Below are 17543 nucleotides of genomic sequence, written 5' to 3'. Positions count from 1 at the left end.
GAACTGTTGACGCCCCAATTGAGGACCCGGAAGCCGGTCAAGGCAAGGGCAAAACGCGGGATTTAGCTTGTGCAGCAAGGAATTTTGGCGATTTTCCCGGGTTTTTTGCAGCCCGGCACGGCAATTGCGCGCTCAAAATGGCCATGACCCGAGATGAACCACCTTTCAACACCGCACGTGCGCTACGGCTGATTCGGCTGATTCCCGCCCCGATTCTGGCTGCCATTGCCGGATTCGCGCTCGTCAAGGCGGTCGGAATCGGCGGGCTTTGGCCGGAGCTCTCCGGCGCCATTGCCGGCGGCTATGTGCTCGGCCTCATCGCCCGGCGCTAGCCGGTCAACGCGCCGGTCTGTAGCTGGAAAATGAACCAGGCGATGCTGGCAAGCGACATCAGGACCCCGCCCACCAGAACGAAAAACAGCGTTGCAATCGAAAACACCGCGCCGCGCCAGACGCGCGACCAGAGCTGGGTGATCCCGATACCCGGCGTCCCCCGGAAATGGATCGCGAAATAGATCGCCAGCAGCACCGGCATGGAATAGTAGCTGCCATTCACCACGTTCGCGGCAACCGGCATCAGCGCGATGCCTATGATCGATCCGACTGACAGGATTCCGAACGTGATGTTGAGCCGGGCCGGCCAGCTAAGGTTTCTCCCCACGAGTCCGGGGATCAGCGCGATGATCGCGGTCGCAAATCCCACCATGGGTGCATGCAGCACGGCGGACGCTTCGGCGACCGTGTCGATATAGACGTCAAACGGAACCCCGAATGCATTTTCAATCTGCGCGATTTGCTCGGGTGGCAATTGCGAGGTCTGCCGGCGCATGATGTCGGCATACCCGCCCCACAGGAAGGACAAGCCGATCTGGATACCCAGAATGCCAAGCCACAGTCTCAAAGCCGGCGTATAGGTAACCGTGTCGCGCTTGGAATAGGCCGCAAACACGATCGCCGGCCGGATCGTCAGGTCCTTCAATGTCTTCAGCGAGCGGAAATTGAAACCGAGGACTTCCTCGGTCGCGCGCTGAATGTCGGCCGGGTCCTTGTCCCGGATCGGGTCCGGGCTTCCACCCGGCTCCGAACCGGACCCGCTCACAGCTTCACCAGCATCTTGCCGGTGTTTTCACCTGTGAACAGGCCGAGGAAAGCGTTCGGCATGTTCTCGATGCCTTCCTTCACGGTATTGCGGGCAGTCACCTTGCCGGCCGCCATCCACTGGCCGAGATCAGAGATGAAATCGGGCAGCATGTCGAAATGATCGGAAACGATGAAGCCCTGGATCCTCAAGGATTTCGCGACGATGTTCGTCAGATTGTCCGGCAGCGGCTGGGCACCGGCATCATTATATCGCTGGATCATGCCGCACGCGGCAATCCGGCCCTTTGGCTTCAGGACTTCGAGCGCCGCCGTCCAGTGCGTGCCGCCGACATTCTCGAAATAGCCGTCGACGCCACCGCCAATTGCGTCTTTCACGGCCTTGGCCAGATTATCTGCGGACTTGTAATCGACCGCCGCATCGGCACCGATCGATTTGCAGTACGCCACCTTGTCCGATCCGCCGGCGGTCGCGACCACTTTGGCGCCCATCGCCTTGGCGAATTGAATCGCGGCCGATCCGACTGCGCCGGCGCCAGCAGAAATCCACACTGTCTCGTCGGCTTTCAGATCGATGCAGCGCTTCAGACCGACATAGGCCGTCATCCCCGTCAGACCGGCAATTCCGAGAAAGTCTTCCGGCGGGATGTGCGACGTGTCGAGCTTCTGAAGCCCCTCGCCCGGAGTCACATAGGCCTCGCGCCACCCATGCATCGACATCACCCAGTCACCCTCGGTAAAGTCCTTGTGGTTTGAGCTTTCGACCTGGCCCACAGCGCCGCCTTCCATCGGTGCGCCGAGCTTGAACGGATCGATATAGGTCCGCATCCCGCTCATCCGCCCCCGCATGTAGGGATCGACCGACAGCCACTTGTTGACCACGCGGACTTCACCATCTCCCGGCTCCGCGATGTCGGCTTCTGCGAGTTCAAAATTACTGGAAGTCGGCTCGCCCTTTGGATAGGCGGTCAGGTGGATTTCACGAGATTTCATGAGGCAGGTCCTTCAGTACCAGAATGGCCGGTCAGCATCATCAGCCGCCAGATCGACATGTCATGAGCAGCCTGCAACGCCCAGTCGGCGATGAACAGCAGGGCGATTCCCATAATCAGGAATGTGATCGGCAGCATGACCAACAGGCCAAGGGTTTGGAGAGCGACGACAAATACGTTCTGCGAATAGAAGCGGTAGAGGATTCGGGCCGTGGCGACGTAATAGGTGATCATCGACAGCGTGAAAGCCGACCAGAAAAACGTTTGCAGAGGGCCGATCGCGCCTAGCAACATCAAAGGCAGGATCACGATATAGGCAGCATTGGTCGCCGCCAGATACGCCAGCGCGTGCCCGAATATCGAACGCTTCCACTTGTAGAGCTTGAGCATCAGCAGGAAAGGCAGCGTGCTCAGAAAGCTGATGACTGCCACGGACAAGCTCGAGGCATTTGTCAGCGTCTCATCGACGGCCTCACGCGTCGCCCCTGCCTCCTCGACCCACAAGATCACGGCCTGCCGCGATGGCTCATTCGTCTCCATCGCCTCGAGGTTCAGGCCGACGGGCAGGTCCAGCAGCGCAATGATGGCGAATTGCAGGCCGAACAATACGAGAAATAGGCGGATGATGGGGACATAGGTCTCGCGATCGCCACGATAGGCGGCTTCGACAACCCGCGGGGTAAACGCCAGCGTGTCCCAAAGCGTCCGGAAAATGCGTGTATCAACGCCAAGCGATGCATCCGCAATGTCGTCGACATCGGCCCGCGTCGGGCGTGCATCCTGCGGATCCCGCGTCTCGTTCATCCCGGCCCTCCCTTGCGGACAAGTTAATGGCGTCGCGGATTCCCACAAGTCTCAAACACTTCAAACTCGGCAACAAAACTTGAAGCCGACCACTGCAGGCTTTCCTTGTTGGTAAGGTTGGCCCTGCTACTCACCGGCCATGGGACTGAACGACACACAATTAAGGGCGGGTGTGATTGGATCCGGCGTTTTCGGAGGCCATCACGCGCGCAAATATGACGGTTCGAAGCGCGCCGAACTGGTGGGCGTTTATGACGTTCATCCCGAGCGCGCGGGAAAACTCGCCAGCGATCTCGGTTGCCAGGCCTTTACCGATCTGCCCGCGCTGATCGAGGCGTGCGATGCGGTCACGGTCGCGAGCCCGGCGATCGCGCATTATGAGGCAGTGAAGACCGCACTGACCGCCGGTCGGCATGTGCTTGTAGAAAAGCCGCTGGCTGACACTGCCGCGCTCGGCCGGGAGCTGGTGGAAATCGCCCACGCCAATGACCTTGTACTGCAGGTCGGCCACCAGGAGCGATTCGTCTTCAATGCCATGGGCGTTTTCGATATTGACGCTGCCCCCCGCCGGATCGATGCGCGTCGCATGGGCTTGCGCTCGACACGAAATCTCGATGTCTCGGTCACGGTCGATCTGATGATCCACGATCTCGACCTCGTCATGGCGCTGGCTCAATCGGATATGATCGATCTCGAAGCGAGGGCGCGGCAAATATATACGGACACGCCTGACGCCGCCGAAGCTCGGCTCGTTTTCAGGGACGGCTTCGAGGCTCATCTCGAATCCAGCCGCGCCGCAGAATCGCTCGACCGGGTCATGCGCATCGAATACGCGTCCGGATTCCTGGAAGTCGATTTCGTCGCCAAGACCTTCGTCAATCAGACCGGCTATGATCTGAACCCGGATTTTGCAGAGGATCCAAAAGCGAAGGATTCGCTCGGTGCAAACGTCAATGCCTTCATCGAATCGGCGCTTGACGGCACGCCCGTAGCAGTCCCCGCAGAAGCGGGCCTTGCCGCACTGGCAGCGGCACGCGACATCGATCGTGCCGCCGGGCTCTGACTTCCGGCTTGAACCGGCTCTCGGGCAGGTCTAGATCGCGCGCATGACAAAGCTGCGTATCGCCTCCGCCCAGCTCAATCCGATCGTCGGCGACATTGCCGGAAATCTCGACCGGGCGCGTCAGGCCCGCATCGAGGCGAAGGCAAACGGCGCCGATCTCATCGTCTTTCCCGAACTCTTCATCCTCGGCTATCCGCCTGAGGATCTGGTGCTCAAACCGGCCGCCGTCACGGCCTGCATGGAGGCCATTGAGACCCTGGCAGGCGAGGACGGGATTCCAATCCTGATCGGGACGCCATGGCGCGAGGAATCCTGCACCTACAATGGCGTCGTGCTGATTGATGACGGAATCGAAGCGATACGTTTCAAGCACGATCTGCCGAATTACGCCGTGTTTGACGAGAAACGCGTATTTGCCGCCGGTCCCGTTCCGCAACCGGTGGACTGGCGCGGTCTGAAACTCGGCCTGCCCATTTGCGAGGATATCTGGCTGGAGGCCGCGCCTCGTGCACTGGCTGCCGCCGGTGCCGACTTCTTCATCTCGATCAATGGCTCGCCCTGGCGTCGCTCCATCGAGGCCGAGCGGACGGGTGCTTTCGCCAAATGGCGCGACATCAACGTCCCCCTGGTCTTCGTCAACCAGGTTGGCGGTCAGGACGAGCTGGTCTTCGACGGCGCGTCCTTCGCCTGGAATCCGGACGGGTTGGAAGTCCAGCGCCTGCCCGGCTTCGAAGAAGCGCTGGCCTATTCCGACTGGGAAAAGACCGCTGCAGGCTGGACCGGCACGAGCGAGGCCAAAGCGCCAATCTTCACGGGTCTCGAGGCCGACTGGAACGCCATGTGCCTCGCCCTCGGCGATTACGTGAACAAGAACGGCTTCCCCGGCGTCGTGCTCGGCATGTCCGGAGGCATCGATTCGGCGATCTCCGCGGCAATCGCTGCAGACGCTCTCGGCCCGGACCGCGTCTGGGCTGTCATGATGCCATCGAAATACACATCCGATCACAGCTTCGAGGACGCCAAGGCCTGCGCCGAGGCGCTTGGCGTGAGATACGACATCATCGATGTCGAACCCGCGATCGCGGCCATGGGCGATATCCTAGCTGACGCCTTCAAGGGGCGCGACGCCGACACGACCGAGGAAAACATCCAGTCACGCATGCGCGGCGTTGTGCTTATGGCGCTGTCGAACAAGTTCGGCCAGATGGTTTTGTCGACCGGCAACAAGTCGGAAATGGCGGTAGGATACGCCACTCTCTATGGCGACATGAACGGTGGCTACAATGCGCTCAAGGACGTCTACAAGACCGACGCCTACCGCCTGGCACGCTGGCGCAATGAACAGAATTCGGCCCCGGGTCTGGCTCCGGCCGGCGCCGTGATTCCGGAGCGGATCATCACCAAGACCCCGTCCGCGGAGTTGAAGCCCGACCAAACCGATCAGGATTCATTGCCCGATTATGACGTGCTCGACGAAATCCTCACCGGCCTCGTTGAGAACGAACACGGCCCCGCAGAGATCGCCGCGCAGGGCCACGATCCGAAACTGATCGCGCGCATCGAGAACATGCTCTATCGCGCCGAGTACAAACGCCGCCAGGCCCCGCCGGGGGTCAAGATCGGGCGCAAGAATTTCGGCCGCGACCGACGCTATCCGATCACCAACAAGTTTCGTTCGGTGAAGTAGCTTCCAACCGCCGCTTCCCCTTGCCGGAAACCCGCATCGGCGGTAAGCCGCGCGCTCGCATTCCAGCAGGCCCGATCCCATGACCACCAAAGTCCGTTTCGCCCCGAGCCCGACCGGCAAACTGCATGTCGGCAATATTCGCACCGCGCTGACCAATGTGCTGCATGCGCGCCAGACCGGCGGCATTTTTCTGCTTCGCATTGACGACACCGATCTGGAACGTTCGACCAAGGCGTTCGAGGACGGCATCCGCGCGGATCTGCAGTGGCTCGGTCTGGGCTGGGACGAAAGCTTCAACCAGTCGGACCGCTTCGACAAATACGATGCCGCCGCGGCCAGGCTCAAAGAGATGGGTCTGCTTTATCCGGCTTATGAAACCGGCGACGAGCTCGACCGTAAACGCAAGATCCAACGTGCCCAGGGAAAGCCGCCGGTCTATGACCGCGCCGCACTCGATCTGACCGAAGCACAAAAGGCCGCCTACGAAGCCGAAGGCCGCAAGCCGCACTGGCGCTTCAAACTGTCCGGCAATCCGGTGACCTGGACAGACCTCGTCCGCGGCGAGACGACGATCGACACGGCCTCGCTGTCCGACCCGATTCTGATCCGCGAGGATGGTTCCTATCTCTACACCTTGCCCAGCGTGGTCGACGATATCGACGCCGGCATCACGACCATCATTCGCGGCGAGGACCATGTCACCAATTCCGGCGCCCAGATCGAGATCTTCGAGGCGCTCGGCGGCAAGGCACCGGAATTCGGTCACAAGGCGCTGCTCGTCGGTGCAGATGGCGGCAAGCTGTCCAAACGCCTCGGCACGCTCGCGATCTCGGATCTGCGGGAAGAAGGCATCGAGCCGCTCGCCATTCTTTCGCTTCTGGCAAAACTTGGCACGTCCGATCCGATCGAACCGGTCACCGACCTTCAGCAACTCGTTGACAGCTTCTCGTTCGGGAAATTCTCGCGCGCGCCGGCGCGTTTCGACCCGGCCGAGCTGCAGCGCGTCAATGCCGGCGTATTGCATCAGCTTGACTATGCGGCTGTGAAGGATCGCCTGGCGGCCTTGGGCGCCGATGATGGCGAAGCCTTCTGGCACGCTATCCAGCCCAATCTCGAAAAACTGACTGACGCCACAGACTGGCACCGGCTCATCGCCGGCCCGGTCGATCCTGTGATCGAGGATGCCGATTACGCAAAGCAAGCCGCGGCGCATCTGCCGCAAGGTGAGCTGACTTCCGCCAGCTGGGGCGAATGGACCGCCACGCTGAAAGCCGAGACCGGACGCAAGGGCAAGGATCTCTTCCTGCCATTACGCCTCGCTCTCACCGGCCAGCGCCACGGTCCGGACATGTCGGAATTGTTGCCGTTGATCGGCCGCGAGCGCGTCCTACGCCGCCTGCAAGGCTAGCCGCGCATCAAGCGTTCGACGGCTGCCTCGGGATCATCGTGCAGGCTCACATGATCGTGGAAGCCATCTGGCGTAAATCCTTCTTCTTCAGTGCGATGGAGCAGCTTGAAGAATGGGTCCCAGAAATCCTCGACATTGAGGAAGGCCACCGGCTTGTCATGCTGGTCCAACCGCTGGCGAGACAGCACGTCGAATATTTCCTCGAGCGTTCCCACGCCTCCGGGCAGGATGAGAAAAGCGTCGCTTTCCTCGATCAAGATATTCTTGCGGATCGACATTGTGGTGACAACCCGGGTCTCGGCGGCTTCCAGTAAGCCTTCGCGCCGAATCATGAATTCCGGAATCACGCCAAGGACCGGCCCCTTGGCATCGAGAGCCGCCTGCGCGGCGCGAGCCATCAGCCCGACATCGCCGCCGCCATAGACCAGACGGGCACCTGCGTTCGCAATTGCCCTCCCGGCGGCATTCGCCGCCTCGCCGTAAACCGGGTTCCGACCTTCTGCCGAACCGCAAAAAACACCGATTGACCGCACTTTCGCCATTTCTACCTGCCTAATTGAACTAGAATTTGATCCTAAGGCGGGATTGCTTAGCTTGCGACCGTCGATGACCGTGATACACCGACAAAAAAGGAGTTCGGCATGACCGCCATGCGGTCCCTCATTCTCGCCGCCATACTTGGCGCCCTGGCTATCGGCGCTGCTGCTGTTTTCGTCCTGACGCGCACCCCCGCCGCGATCGAACCTGATGCGGAAAACGCGCAATCCGCGGAAGCGGAACAGACCGACATCCTGCCGGCCACACCGCCCCCTTCGTTTGATATCGTCAGGATTGATCCGGCCGGAACGGCCGTCATTGCCGGCAGGGGCATGCCTGGCTGGGAACTTCGCATTCTGGGTAATGGCGAGAGCATCGCCGAAACGCCGATCGATACCGGTGGCGAATGGGTTGTGATCATAACCGATGAGACACCGCTGCCGGTAGGCGCGCTCGAGCTGACACTCGAAATGGAAAGCGAGACGAGTGACGTGATCGTGTCCGAACAGAGTGTTCTGGTATCTATTCCGCCCTCGCGCGACGAGATTCCTCTGGTTGTGATCACACAGCCTGGCGAGCCCAGCGAGGTGCGCCAGGGACCGATGTCGGGCGTCTCCATGGGACCGCTCTCGCTGGAAACCGTCGATTATGATGATTCCGGCGCAGTCATTTTTGCCGGACGCGCCACGCCCGGCAGCCGCGTGCGGGTCTTCGCCAATGGCGCCATCGTGGGTCAGACCGCGACGGACATGAATGGTCGCTGGTCGCTGCGCGCCGCCGAATCGCTGGCACCCGGCGTTTATGACCTGCAGATCGACATGTTGTCGGTTGATGGCCAGGTCGAAGCCGTGATTGCCCTGCCGTTCGAACGCATGGCGCCGGAAGAGATCCAGCTCGGCGAAGGCCGGGTCATTGTGCAACCCGGAAACAGCCTCTGGCGAATTGCCCGCCGCCTATACGGCGAAGGCATGCGCTATACGGTGATCTACCAGGCCAACCGCGACCAGATCCGCGATCCCGACCTGATCTATCCGGGCCAGGTATTTTCAACGCCCAGCCAAGGCGATCAGCCCGAGGACATGTCCGACGACGGCTAGGCCGCGTGCGCCCGCCCGTCGCGGGCTGCTGACAACGCTTCAGCGATCCGAAACGCCATGTCGAGCGCCTGGTCAGCATTGAGCCGCGGATCGCAATGCGTGTGATAGCGGCTCGACAAATCGGCCTCGGTCAGCGGCTTGGCGCCGCCAACGCACTCCGTGACGTCTTGGCCGGTCATCTCGAAATGAACACCGCCGGGATACCCGCCTTCGCCTGACACAGCCGCCATGAAGCCTTCGAGTTCGGCCAGCACACGGTCGAAATCACGGGTCTTGTAACCGCTGTCGGTTTTCACGGTATTGCCGTGCATCGGATCGCAAGACCACACCACTGAACGGCCGGCCTCTTCGACCGCGCGCACCAGTGCTGGCAGCTGGTCAACAACCTTTTCGGCACCCATGCGCGTGATCAACACGATGCGGCCCGCCTCATTGTCGGGATTCAGCCGGTCCAGCAGTTCGAACAAATCGTCTGCCTGCATTGTCGGGCCACACTTGACGCCAATCGGATTCATAATGCCGCGCATGAATTCGACATGCGCCCCATCGGGCTGCCGGGTCCGCTCGCCAATCCACAGCATGTGGGCCGATGTCGCCAGCCAGGCATCACCGGTGGAATCGCGACGCGTCAGCGCTTCCTCGAAAGGCAGGTGCAGGGCTTCGTGACTGGTGTAGAAATCAACGCCTTCCAGACTGCGCGCGGCATCGCCCGTGACGCCGCAGGCGCGCATGAAGGCCAGAGCCTCGGAAATGCGGTTGGCCAGTTCGGCATACCTATCGCTGGCCGGCGAATCCTTCACGAATTCCAGCGTCCACTGATGCACATTGCCGAGATCGGCATAGCCGCCCGAGGCAAAGGCCCGCAGCAGATTGATCGTCGCCGCAGATTGCTCATAGGCGCGGATCAGGCGCTGCGGGTCGGGCTGCCGCGCCGCATTCTCGAACGCCATGTCGTTGACGCTGTCGCCGCGATAGCTCGGCAACTCAAGTCCATCTATGGTTTCGGTGGCTTTCGAGCGCGGCTTGGTAAACTGGCCCGCGATGCGGCCGACTTTCACAACCGGCTTGGCAGCCGCAAACGTCAGGATAACCGCCATCTGCAGGATGACGCGGAATGTGTCGCGAACATTGTCGGCCGAAAATTCCTTGAAGCTCTCGGCACAATCCCCGCCCTGCAGCAGAAATGCCTTGCCAGCAGCAACGTCGGCAAGCTGCCGCCGCAAACGCCGCGCCTCGCCGGCAAACACGAGCGGCGGTTTGGCCGCAAGATCGCCCTCGACCCGCACCAATTCATCGGCGTCAGGATAGTCCGGCAGCTGCGCAGCAGGCCGGTCACGCCAGGAAGCTGGCGTCCAGTTCAGGAGATCTCCGGCGGTGTCCATTTTTCTTTCAACGTCACCAATTCTTCCGCAACAGTGGGGTGGACTGCGCAGGTTGCATCGAACTGTGGCTTGGTCAAACCGGCTTTCACAGCGATTCCGACCGCCTGGATGATTTCCGGGCTGTCGTCACCCGCCATGTGAACGCCGACCACGCGCTGGTCATCCTGGCGTACAACCAGTTTGACCAACATGCGGCTTTCCGACCCGGACAGGCTGTTCTTCATCGGCTTGAATGTCGCCTTGTAGATATCGACCTTGCCGAATTTCTGGCGTGCCTCGTGTTCGGTCAGACCGACCGTTCCCACGGGCGGCTGGGTGAAGACAGCACTCGCCACATCAGCGTGATCAAATGCCATCGGTTCGTCGCCGAATACGGTTGACGCGAATGCAGCGCCTTCGCGGATCGCCACCGGCGTCAGGTTGATGCGGTCCGTCACATCGCCCACCGCATAGATATTGTCGATATTCGTTTTCGAGTACGGATCGACCGCCACCGCGCCATTCCTGCCTGTTTCGACGCCAGCCGCTTCAAGCCCCAGGCCGTCGGTATGGGCGATCCGGCCGACAGCCTGGATCACGACATCCGCCTCGATGTCCTCGCCGGTGTCGGTTTCGACCCTACGGCGGCCATCGTCGAGTTTCGAGATGCGCGTGATATTGGCGTGCGTCATGACCCGGACGCCAGAGCGTTTCAATTCCTCGTGGACATGCGCGCGAACGTCATCGTCAAAGCCGCGCAGCACCGTGTCGCCGCGATAGATCTGGCACACTTTCGAGCCAAGGCCGGCAAACACCTGTGCGAACTCGCAAGCGATATAGCCACCGCCCTGGATCACAACATGGGCCGGACGGTCCTTGAGATGGAAAACCTCATTCGAAGATATCGCCAGCTCTTCACCCTCAATCCCGAGCTGTGCCGGCTTTCCGCCGACCGCAATCAGAATGTATTTGGCCGTGATCGTGCGGTTTTCCTTGACCAGCTTGATGGTGTGCTTGTCGACCAGTTCGGCGCGATCCTGGTAGATTTCGACACCGGAATTGGAGAGGTTTTTCCAATAGATGCCCGACAGCCGGTCGACCTCGGCATGAAGGTTTTCGCAAAGCGTCGACCAGTCATGGCGCGCTTCGCCAACCGTCCACCCATACCCTTCAGCTTCCTTGAACGCCTTGCCGTAGGCCGCGGCATAGACGAGGAATTTCTTCGGCACACAGCCGCGGATCACGCAGGTGCCGCCGACCCGATACTCCTCCGCGATGGCCACGCGCGCGCCGCGCAAGGCCGACATCCGGGCTGCGCGAACGCCGCCCGAGCCGGCGCCGATAACGAAAAGATCATAATCAAAATCAGCCAATCGATCGGCTCCCTTGCAAATACTGTTCTGGGTCGAAGGTAGGCGGTCGCACCGCCTACAATTCCATCACCCGCGCACCGCGGTCCTCGCCGACAATCACCACGCGGGCGAGCCCGATGAACAGTCCGTGATCGATGACGCCGGGGATGTGCAGTAACCGGTCGGCCAGGCCCGCGGCATCGGGAATCGCCTCGCAGCTGCAATCGAGAATGTAGTGGCCGCCATCCGTGAGAAACGGTTCCAGCCCGTCGCCGCGTCGGCGCAGATTTACATCTGCGTGCGGAATGCCGCTCGCGCGCAACGCATCATATATTTTCTTCGCGGTGATGGTGAACGCAAAGGGGTCGACTTCAACCGGCAGCGGAAAGTCGCCCAATTGCGCTTTCAGCTTGGTTTCATCGACGATGACAACCATGAGATCTGACGCATGCGCAATGATCTTCTCGCGCAGCAGACACCCGCCGCCGCCCTTCACCAGCTGAAACCGGCCATCCACCTCATCGGCCCCGTCGACCGTCACGTGGACGCGATCGACATGGTCGATCTCTTTCAGCGTGATGCCCGCCTCTTCAGCAAGTTTCGCAGTCTGTTCAGAGGTCGGAATGCCGACAATGTTGAGCCCGTCGCGAACCTGTTCGCCGAGTTTCGACACAAACACTTCAGCGGTCGATCCTGATCCGAGCCCGACTGTCATGCCGTCACTGACATAGTCCAGCGCGGCAGCCGCGGCATTGGCCTTCTGTTGGGCCGTACTCATGAATTCACTCCGGCCAGCAATACGTATTTGAGCTCGGTAAACTCCTCGACTCCCCACTTGCCGCCTTCGCGGCCAATGCCGGATTCCTTGACCCCGCCGAAGGGAGTCGAGGCCGAGCCGACCATCGGCGCATTGACGCCGATCATGCCGTAATCCAGCCCTTCCGACATCCGGTGCACCCGTCCCATATCGCGCGTGTAGAGATAAGCCGCGAGACCGTAAGGCGTGTCGTTGGCGAGCCCGAGAATCTGCTCCTCGTCCTTGGCCCGATACACAGAGGCGACCGGTCCGAAAATTTCACTACGCGCGATCTCCAGGTCGAATGAGCCGCCATCGATCAGCGTCGGCGCATAGAATGACCCGCCCAGCTCGTCGGCCAGCGGCTGCCCACCAACGACAATTCGCGCGCCGCCGGACACCGCTTGCTTGACGAGTGCATCGACGCGCTCGACGGCCTCGTCATGGATAAGCGGTCCGATATCACTCTCCGTGTCGAAACCGTCACCCGCCTTGACCGCGGATATCTTGGCTTCCAGCCGCTCAATAAAGGCGTCTGCCACACTGTCCTGGACAATGATCCGGTTGGGCGACACGCAGGTCTGCCCGCCGGAGCGGAATTTCGCCTGTGCCACACCGGTCGCAGCGGCATCCAGATCGGCGTCATCCATCACGATGAAGGGCGCATTTCCGCCAAGCTCGAGAGCCACGCGCTTGATGCCATCGGCGGCCTGCCGCATCAGCAATTTGCCGACCTCGGTCGAGCCGGTGAATCCGATCATCCGCACGTCCGGCGATCCGGTCATGACCGGGCCGAGTTTCGCAGCATCGCCGCAAATCACGTTGAACGTGCCTTTGGGAAAACCTGCCCGGTCCGCCAGTTCGGCTAGCGCCAGCGCTGTCAGCGGCGTTTCCGGGGCCGGCTTGATCACCAGCGAGCACCCTGCCGCGAGCGCCGGGGCAGCTTTCCGCGTGATCATCGCGGCCGGAAAATTCCATGGCGTGATGCAGGAAACCACCCCGACAGGCTGCCGGATCGTCCAGCCGCGTGCGCCGGGCGCCGGTACGGGCAGCGTCTCGCCGTGGATTCGTGCGGCCTCATGCGCCGACCATTCGACAAAGCCGGCGCCATAGGCGATCTCGCCCTTGGCTTCGCGCCAGGGCTTGCCCATTTCAGCGGTGATCAGGGTCGCCAGGTCATCCGTATGCTCCTGGATCAACTCCAGCCATTTCAGCAATACACGTGTGCGCTCGAACGGCGATGTCTTTCGCCACACACGGAAACCTTCAGCCGCAGCCGTAACAGCCGCTTTTGCGCCGGCTTCCCCGACATCGGAAACCTCGGCGAGCGTCTGCCGGTTGGCCGGGTTGTCGACGGCGAAACTGGCGTCGCCGCCGACCCATTCGCCGTTGATATATGATTGCGTCTTGAAAAGGGCCGGGTCGTTCAACCGGTTGGACAAATCCATGTCTCATTTCTCCGATCTGCGTTTCTTCATCGCCGCGCGAAAGCGCGCCGCCCAGCCGTCCTTGTTCACCTGTTTGACCCGCCCCAGGGCCAGCGCATCGTCGGGCACATCTTCGGTCACCACGCCACCCGATCCGGTGTAAGCGCCATTGCCGATCCTCACCGGCGCCACGAGTGAGGAATTGGAACCGATGAATGCACCATCCCCTATATGGGTCTGGTGCTTGCCGAATCCATCATAGTTACAGGTGATCGTTCCGGCGCCGATATTGGCGCCCGCGCCCACGGTCGCGTCGCCGACATAAGCCAGATGGTTGGCCTTGGCGCCCTCGCCGAACACCGATTTCTTGACCTCGACGAAATTGCCGATCCGGGCACCCGCGCCGATGTCCGCACCCGGCCGAAGCCTGGCGTAAGGCCCGATACTCGCACCGCCATGCACGATACAGCCTTCGAGATGGGAAAAAGCATGGATATGCGCACCGGACTCCACCCTGACCCCCGGCCCGAACACGATATTCGGCTCGAGAATGACGTCCTGCTCGATCACCGTGTCATGCGACAGAAATACCGTCGCGGGCGCCGTCATGGTGACGCCATCGCGCATCAGTTCACCGCGGCGCCGGCTTTGCCAGCTGGCTTCCGCTGCCGCCAGGTCGCCGCGTGAGTTCACGCCCAGCACCTCGTCGGCATCGCCTTCAACCGCGACCGCCTTCAATCCGCGGGCGCGGGCCAACCCGACAACATCGGTCAGATAGTATTCGCCGTTGGCGTTTTCGTTGGTGACCTCGCCCAGCAATTCGAACAGCAGAGATGCAGGAGCCGCCAATACGCCCGAATTCACGAACCCGATGGCGCGCTCTTCGGCGGTCGCGTCCTTGAACTCGACGATCCGGTCGAGCACGCCGTCCTTCACGACCAGCCGGCCATAGGCCGCCGGATCGTCCGGCGTGAAGCCCAGCACCGCTACCGATGCGCCGGCCTCCAGCGCAGCGAACACTTTTTCGACGGTTGCCGGCGTGATCAGGGGCGTATCGCCGAACAGTACGACGGCGTTCCCGTTGAAACCGCTAAGCGCCGGTTCGGCCGCCTGTACAGCATGTCCGGTTCCCATCGGCGGGTCCTGCAACGCAGTCAGCGTTTCGTTCTGCCTGCCGAGTTCCCCGATCTGCGGTGATTTCTTGCCGTAGACGGTGACGACCTTTTCCGCGCCTACCTTTCGCGCCAGGTCGATTGACCATTCCAGCATCGGCCGGCCGCCAACCTTGTGCATGCATTTGGGATGCTCGGACTTCATCCGGGTGCCGAGGCCAGCAGCAAGGATCACGGCGGCGCGGGGCTGGGTCATCAACGGCTCCTGACAGGATACGCATTGCAATTGAGACACCGCGCTATAGACCATCCCCAGCTAGGATGCGACCGCTCTTTTAGGCGATTCTGCAGGTTGGGAGATCAGCTTTGATGTCGGACTGTTTCGCAGGCGCGGGCATCGCATTCGATCTCGACGGAACCCTCGTCGATACCGCCCCGGATCTGGTGCGTGCCCTGAATGTCGTCGTCAATGAGGACGGCTTGGGCGAGGTCGCGGTGAGCGATGTCCGTATCATGGTTGGCCGCGGCGCGAGAGTGCTGATCGAGCGCGCCTATGCAGCACAGCAGCGCCATCTCGAACCCGGGCGCGTGGATGCCAAGGTCGCGCGCTTTATTGACGTCTACAGGAATGGGATCGCGGACCTAAGCCGGCCCTTTTCCGGTTGTTTTGCCATGCTTGATAAGCTGGCGGCCCGGGGTGCCCGCCTGTCGGTCTGCACCAACAAGCCGAGTGAGCTGGCGGATGCCCTGCTCGAAGCTCTGGGGATGACAGCCCGGTTCGAGCGGATCATCGGACCCGAGCGCACACAGGCGAAAAAGCCGGATGCCGCACATTTCTGGAGTGCAGTCGGCGATGCCGGGCCAAACCTGGCCCTGATCGGCGACAGCATTACGGACGCGGCATGCGCGAAAGCCGCCGGCGTGCCTTGCGTAATCCTGTCTCACGGATACAGCGAGATACCGCATCACGCTCTGGGCGCTGATGCGGTTCTCGATGAATTCGGAAGCTTGCCCGATACGCTGGCAGAGCTCTGGCAGGGCCGATCTTAGGCCGAGCGCAGCTCCGGCAGGCGATCATTGGCTGTCCGGCTCGGAGCCGAATCATTTGCGGCGCTCTGACGGCGCGGCATGCCATTGACCATGTTCGAGCGGACATCGGTCCGTGCGGACCGCATGGCCGGCATGAAACCGGCATCAACAAGTTCAATATTCACATCATAGCCTCGGTCAGCCCAATAGGCTTCGATCCGTTGCTTCAGTCGACGCGCGCCTTCCGGCGTGCAGAGGTCATTGCTCATAGCGATACTCCGAACCGGCGGTTCATCCGCCTGGGTTACGTGCGCTCCCCTCTAGGAAAGTCGGAAAACGGTCCAAAAACGACCGAACTTCCTCTACACCTGCTAACAGGCTGGCGGGCTCTATGACGAGTCCCGTTCGCTGCGTCAAGCCGTCGGCGAAAAAAATTTTCGAAAATTTAGGTTCGCGCCACCCGGTTGCGCGACACGCTTGACGATCATTGTCATTAGAATCTATACGCCGCGGCTCTGGAATGGGCGATTAGCTCAGCGGGAGAGCACTGCCTTCACACGGCAGGGGTCGCTGGTTCAATCCCAGCATCGCCCACCATTCCTCCTTGAAATTCCTTCCAAAAACCACTGATTTCGTCTCCTTGGAGCTGCAATGGCGGAGGGCTGCCAGCGGCATACGGACGCACTTTGCACATGCGCTACTTGCGAAACATTCGCAAAAATGTAAGTGAGAGCTCAGAAACAAGGAGCACTCCATGCACCGCAAGATTTCCGCCGCGATCATCACGCTCGCCGCCGCAGCGTGCAGCCCGTCTGCCAGCGAGGAGAGCGTCACTATCTATTCCGCGCGACACTATGATTCGGACAATTTCATCTATCAGCGCTTCACCGAGGAGACAGGCATCGAGGTCAACGTCATCGAAGCCGGTGGCGACCTGCTGATTGAACGGATCCGGGCCGATGGCGACCGCAGCCCGGCTGACGTCGTGATCACGGTTGATGCATCGCGTCTGCACCGCGCCGAGGAAGCCGGCCTGTTTGCCCGGGTCGACTATTCCGACATTGCCGCCGGCGTCCCGGACAACTTCATCGATCCGGATGGCTACTGGGTTGGTTTCTCGCTGCGTACGCGTGTCATCGCCTATGATCGCGATACCGTCGATCCGGATGAAATCAACGGCTATCTCGACCTCGCCGATCCGCGCTGGCACGGCCGGATCTGTATCCGCTCGTCGGACAATGCCTACAACCAGTCGCTGCTCGCCGCGATCATCGCGAACCATGGCGAGCAGGCCGCCGAAGCCTGGGCGCGCAGCATGGTCGCGAATTTCGCGCGCGCGCCGCAGGGCGGCGATACTGACCAGTTGCGCGCGATCGGCGCCGGCGAATGCGATATCGCCGTGGTCAATCACTATTACTACTTGCGTCTGGTCAATTCTGACGATGCTGCGGATGTGGAGCTAGCCGACGGCATCGGCCTCGTATTCCCGGCCGGCGAAACAGGTACCCATGTCAATATTTCCGGAGCCGGGATTGCGGCCAACGCACCCAATCCGGGCAATGCCGAAGCCTTCATCCGCTTTCTGCTGAGTGAAACCGGTCAGCGCGCCTATGCCGATCTGACCTACGAGTTTCCTGCCGTTTCGGGCGCCGAATTCGACAATGAGTCGGTGCGCGCGTTGATCGGCTTCCCAGCCGACCCGCTGAACATGTCCGAGCTCGGCGAAAACGCCGAAACGGCGCGCCGGATCTTCGACCGCGTCGGCTGGCCCTAGGCCGGA

At 61.3% G+C, this 17543-nt stretch carries 17 protein-coding genes and 1 tRNA gene; 8 read left to right on the top strand and 10 right to left on the bottom strand.

What is annotated here, in order from left to right:
- Window positions 1-143 precede the first annotated feature (143 nt).
- Window positions 144-332: a hypothetical protein gene (locus tag ACOOFN_RS11755; RefSeq protein WP_420431698.1), complete on the top strand. Its 189-nt coding sequence runs from the start codon at window positions 144-146 to the stop codon at window positions 330-332.
- Here ACOOFN_RS11755 and ACOOFN_RS11750 read toward each other — a convergent pair.
- From ACOOFN_RS11750 to ACOOFN_RS11740, 3 genes are read right to left on the bottom strand one after another with little or no spacing between them, the layout of a single operon-like run.
- Window positions 329-1099 carry a hypothetical protein gene (locus ACOOFN_RS11750; protein ID WP_420431696.1) on the bottom strand — a complete coding sequence of 257 codons (771 nt, stop codon included), beginning with the start codon at window positions 1097-1099 and terminating at the stop codon, window positions 329-331. The genes ACOOFN_RS11755 and ACOOFN_RS11750 overlap by 4 nt on opposite strands.
- Complete coding sequence (locus ACOOFN_RS11745) at window positions 1096-2091, bottom strand: NADP-dependent oxidoreductase (RefSeq protein WP_420431694.1); 996 nt, start codon at window positions 2089-2091, stop codon at window positions 1096-1098. The genes ACOOFN_RS11750 and ACOOFN_RS11745 overlap by 4 nt, the downstream gene beginning before the upstream one ends.
- Window positions 2088-2894, bottom strand: coding sequence for a hypothetical protein (locus tag ACOOFN_RS11740; protein ID WP_420431692.1), 807 nt, complete (start codon window positions 2892-2894; stop codon window positions 2088-2090). The genes ACOOFN_RS11745 and ACOOFN_RS11740 overlap by 4 nt, the downstream gene beginning before the upstream one ends.
- A 139-nt stretch (window positions 2895-3033) precedes the next feature.
- On the opposite strand from ACOOFN_RS11740, the gene ACOOFN_RS11735 reads away from it, so the two are divergent.
- The 3 genes from ACOOFN_RS11735 to gltX all read left to right on the top strand — a co-directional run bounded on the left by ACOOFN_RS11735 (window position 3034) and on the right by gltX (window position 7052).
- Window positions 3034-3957 (top strand): Gfo/Idh/MocA family protein, encoded by a 924-nt coding sequence (locus ACOOFN_RS11735; protein WP_420431690.1) that lies wholly within the window; start codon window positions 3034-3036, stop codon window positions 3955-3957.
- 43 nt (window positions 3958-4000) lie between these two features.
- Window positions 4001-5644 (top strand): NAD+ synthase, encoded by a 1644-nt coding sequence (locus tag ACOOFN_RS11730; protein ID WP_420431688.1) that lies wholly within the window; start codon window positions 4001-4003, stop codon window positions 5642-5644.
- A gap of 79 nt (window positions 5645-5723) precedes the next feature.
- Complete coding sequence (gene gltX, locus ACOOFN_RS11725; protein WP_420431686.1) at window positions 5724-7052, top strand: glutamate--tRNA ligase; 1329 nt, start codon at window positions 5724-5726, stop codon at window positions 7050-7052.
- On the opposite strand, the gene ACOOFN_RS11720 is transcribed toward gltX, so the two are convergent.
- A complete protein-coding gene (locus ACOOFN_RS11720) occupies window positions 7049-7594 on the bottom strand; it encodes a TIGR00730 family Rossman fold protein (RefSeq protein WP_420431684.1) in 546 nt (181 codons plus the stop codon). The genes gltX and ACOOFN_RS11720 overlap by 4 nt on opposite strands.
- Window positions 7595-7693: 99 nt before the next feature.
- On the opposite strand from ACOOFN_RS11720, the gene ACOOFN_RS11715 reads away from it, so the two are divergent.
- Window positions 7694-8686, top strand: a complete 993-nt coding sequence (locus ACOOFN_RS11715; protein WP_420431682.1) for a LysM peptidoglycan-binding domain-containing protein — start codon at window positions 7694-7696, stop codon at window positions 8684-8686.
- Here ACOOFN_RS11715 and ACOOFN_RS11710 read toward each other — a convergent pair.
- From ACOOFN_RS11710 to glmU, 5 genes are read right to left on the bottom strand one after another with little or no spacing between them, the layout of a single operon-like run.
- Window positions 8683-10068 (bottom strand): class II 3-deoxy-7-phosphoheptulonate synthase, encoded by a 1386-nt coding sequence (locus ACOOFN_RS11710; protein ID WP_420431680.1) that lies wholly within the window; start codon window positions 10066-10068, stop codon window positions 8683-8685. The two genes, ACOOFN_RS11715 and ACOOFN_RS11710, sit on opposite strands and share 4 nt — an antisense overlap.
- Window positions 10044-11420 (bottom strand): glutathione-disulfide reductase, encoded by a 1377-nt coding sequence (gene gor / locus ACOOFN_RS11705; RefSeq protein ID WP_420431678.1) that lies wholly within the window; start codon window positions 11418-11420, stop codon window positions 10044-10046. Before gor ends, ACOOFN_RS11710 begins: the two co-directional genes overlap by 25 nt.
- 55 nt (window positions 11421-11475) lie before the next feature.
- Window positions 11476-12177: a ribose-5-phosphate isomerase RpiA gene (gene rpiA, locus ACOOFN_RS11700; RefSeq protein ID WP_420431676.1), complete on the bottom strand. Its 702-nt coding sequence runs from the start codon at window positions 12175-12177 to the stop codon at window positions 11476-11478.
- Window positions 12174-13643 (bottom strand): NAD-dependent succinate-semialdehyde dehydrogenase, encoded by a 1470-nt coding sequence (locus ACOOFN_RS11695; RefSeq protein ID WP_420431674.1) that lies wholly within the window; start codon window positions 13641-13643, stop codon window positions 12174-12176. The genes rpiA and ACOOFN_RS11695 overlap by 4 nt, the downstream gene beginning before the upstream one ends.
- A gap of 3 nt (window positions 13644-13646) precedes the next feature.
- Window positions 13647-14990: a bifunctional UDP-N-acetylglucosamine diphosphorylase/glucosamine-1-phosphate N-acetyltransferase GlmU gene (gene glmU, locus ACOOFN_RS11690; protein WP_420431672.1), complete on the bottom strand. Its 1344-nt coding sequence runs from the start codon at window positions 14988-14990 to the stop codon at window positions 13647-13649.
- Between the two features lie 113 nt (window positions 14991-15103).
- On the opposite strand from glmU, the gene ACOOFN_RS11685 reads away from it, so the two are divergent.
- On the top strand, window positions 15104-15784 hold the full coding sequence (locus ACOOFN_RS11685) for an HAD-IA family hydrolase (protein ID WP_420431670.1): 681 nt from the start codon (window positions 15104-15106) through the stop codon (window positions 15782-15784).
- Here ACOOFN_RS11685 and ACOOFN_RS11680 read toward each other — a convergent pair.
- Complete coding sequence (locus ACOOFN_RS11680) at window positions 15781-16032, bottom strand: phosphoglycolate phosphatase (protein ID WP_420431668.1); 252 nt, start codon at window positions 16030-16032, stop codon at window positions 15781-15783. The genes ACOOFN_RS11685 and ACOOFN_RS11680 overlap by 4 nt on opposite strands.
- 253 nt (window positions 16033-16285) lie before the next feature.
- Here ACOOFN_RS11680 and ACOOFN_RS11675 point away from each other — a divergent pair.
- A tRNA-Val gene (locus tag ACOOFN_RS11675) sits at window positions 16286-16360 on the top strand.
- 157 nt (window positions 16361-16517) lie between these two features.
- Window positions 16518-17537 (top strand): extracellular solute-binding protein, encoded by a 1020-nt coding sequence (locus ACOOFN_RS11670; RefSeq protein WP_420431666.1) that lies wholly within the window; start codon window positions 16518-16520, stop codon window positions 17535-17537.
- Window positions 17538-17543 lie beyond the last annotated feature (6 nt).

The organism is Hyphobacterium sp. (assembly GCF_965217055.1).
In the GTDB taxonomy this organism is placed as follows: domain Bacteria; phylum Pseudomonadota; class Alphaproteobacteria; order Caulobacterales; family Maricaulaceae; genus Hyphobacterium.
The sequence above is the reverse complement of the archived record's forward strand: the minus strand, read 5'-3'. Positions and strand labels throughout refer to the sequence as shown.

Excerpts from the sequence above, each read along its gene's own strand:
- ACOOFN_RS11755 (WP_420431698.1), top strand. The coding sequence starts at position 144 with ATGACCCGAGATGAACCACCTTTCAACACCGCACGTGCGCTACGGCTG.
- ACOOFN_RS11745 (WP_420431694.1), bottom strand. The coding sequence starts at position 2,091 with ATGAAATCTCGTGAAATCCACCTGACCGCCTATCCAAAGGGCGAGCCG.
- ACOOFN_RS11740 (WP_420431692.1), bottom strand. The coding sequence starts at position 2,894 with ATGAACGAGACGCGGGATCCGCAGGATGCACGCCCGACGCGGGCCGAT.
- ACOOFN_RS11735 (WP_420431690.1), top strand. The coding sequence starts at position 3,034 with ATGGGACTGAACGACACACAATTAAGGGCGGGTGTGATTGGATCCGGC.
- ACOOFN_RS11730 (WP_420431688.1), top strand. The coding sequence starts at position 4,001 with ATGACAAAGCTGCGTATCGCCTCCGCCCAGCTCAATCCGATCGTCGGC.
- gltX (WP_420431686.1), top strand. The coding sequence starts at position 5,724 with ATGACCACCAAAGTCCGTTTCGCCCCGAGCCCGACCGGCAAACTGCAT.
- ACOOFN_RS11720 (WP_420431684.1), bottom strand. The coding sequence starts at position 7,594 with ATGGCGAAAGTGCGGTCAATCGGTGTTTTTTGCGGTTCGGCAGAAGGT.
- ACOOFN_RS11715 (WP_420431682.1), top strand. The coding sequence starts at position 7,694 with ATGACCGCCATGCGGTCCCTCATTCTCGCCGCCATACTTGGCGCCCTG.
- ACOOFN_RS11710 (WP_420431680.1), bottom strand. The coding sequence starts at position 10,068 with ATGGACACCGCCGGAGATCTCCTGAACTGGACGCCAGCTTCCTGGCGT.
- rpiA (WP_420431676.1), bottom strand. The coding sequence starts at position 12,177 with ATGAGTACGGCCCAACAGAAGGCCAATGCCGCGGCTGCCGCGCTGGAC.
- ACOOFN_RS11695 (WP_420431674.1), bottom strand. The coding sequence starts at position 13,643 with ATGGATTTGTCCAACCGGTTGAACGACCCGGCCCTTTTCAAGACGCAA.
- glmU (WP_420431672.1), bottom strand. The coding sequence starts at position 14,990 with ATGACCCAGCCCCGCGCCGCCGTGATCCTTGCTGCTGGCCTCGGCACC.
- ACOOFN_RS11685 (WP_420431670.1), top strand. The coding sequence starts at position 15,104 with ATGTCGGACTGTTTCGCAGGCGCGGGCATCGCATTCGATCTCGACGGA.
- ACOOFN_RS11680 (WP_420431668.1), bottom strand. The coding sequence starts at position 16,032 with ATGAGCAATGACCTCTGCACGCCGGAAGGCGCGCGTCGACTGAAGCAA.
- ACOOFN_RS11670 (WP_420431666.1), top strand. The coding sequence starts at position 16,518 with ATGCACCGCAAGATTTCCGCCGCGATCATCACGCTCGCCGCCGCAGCG.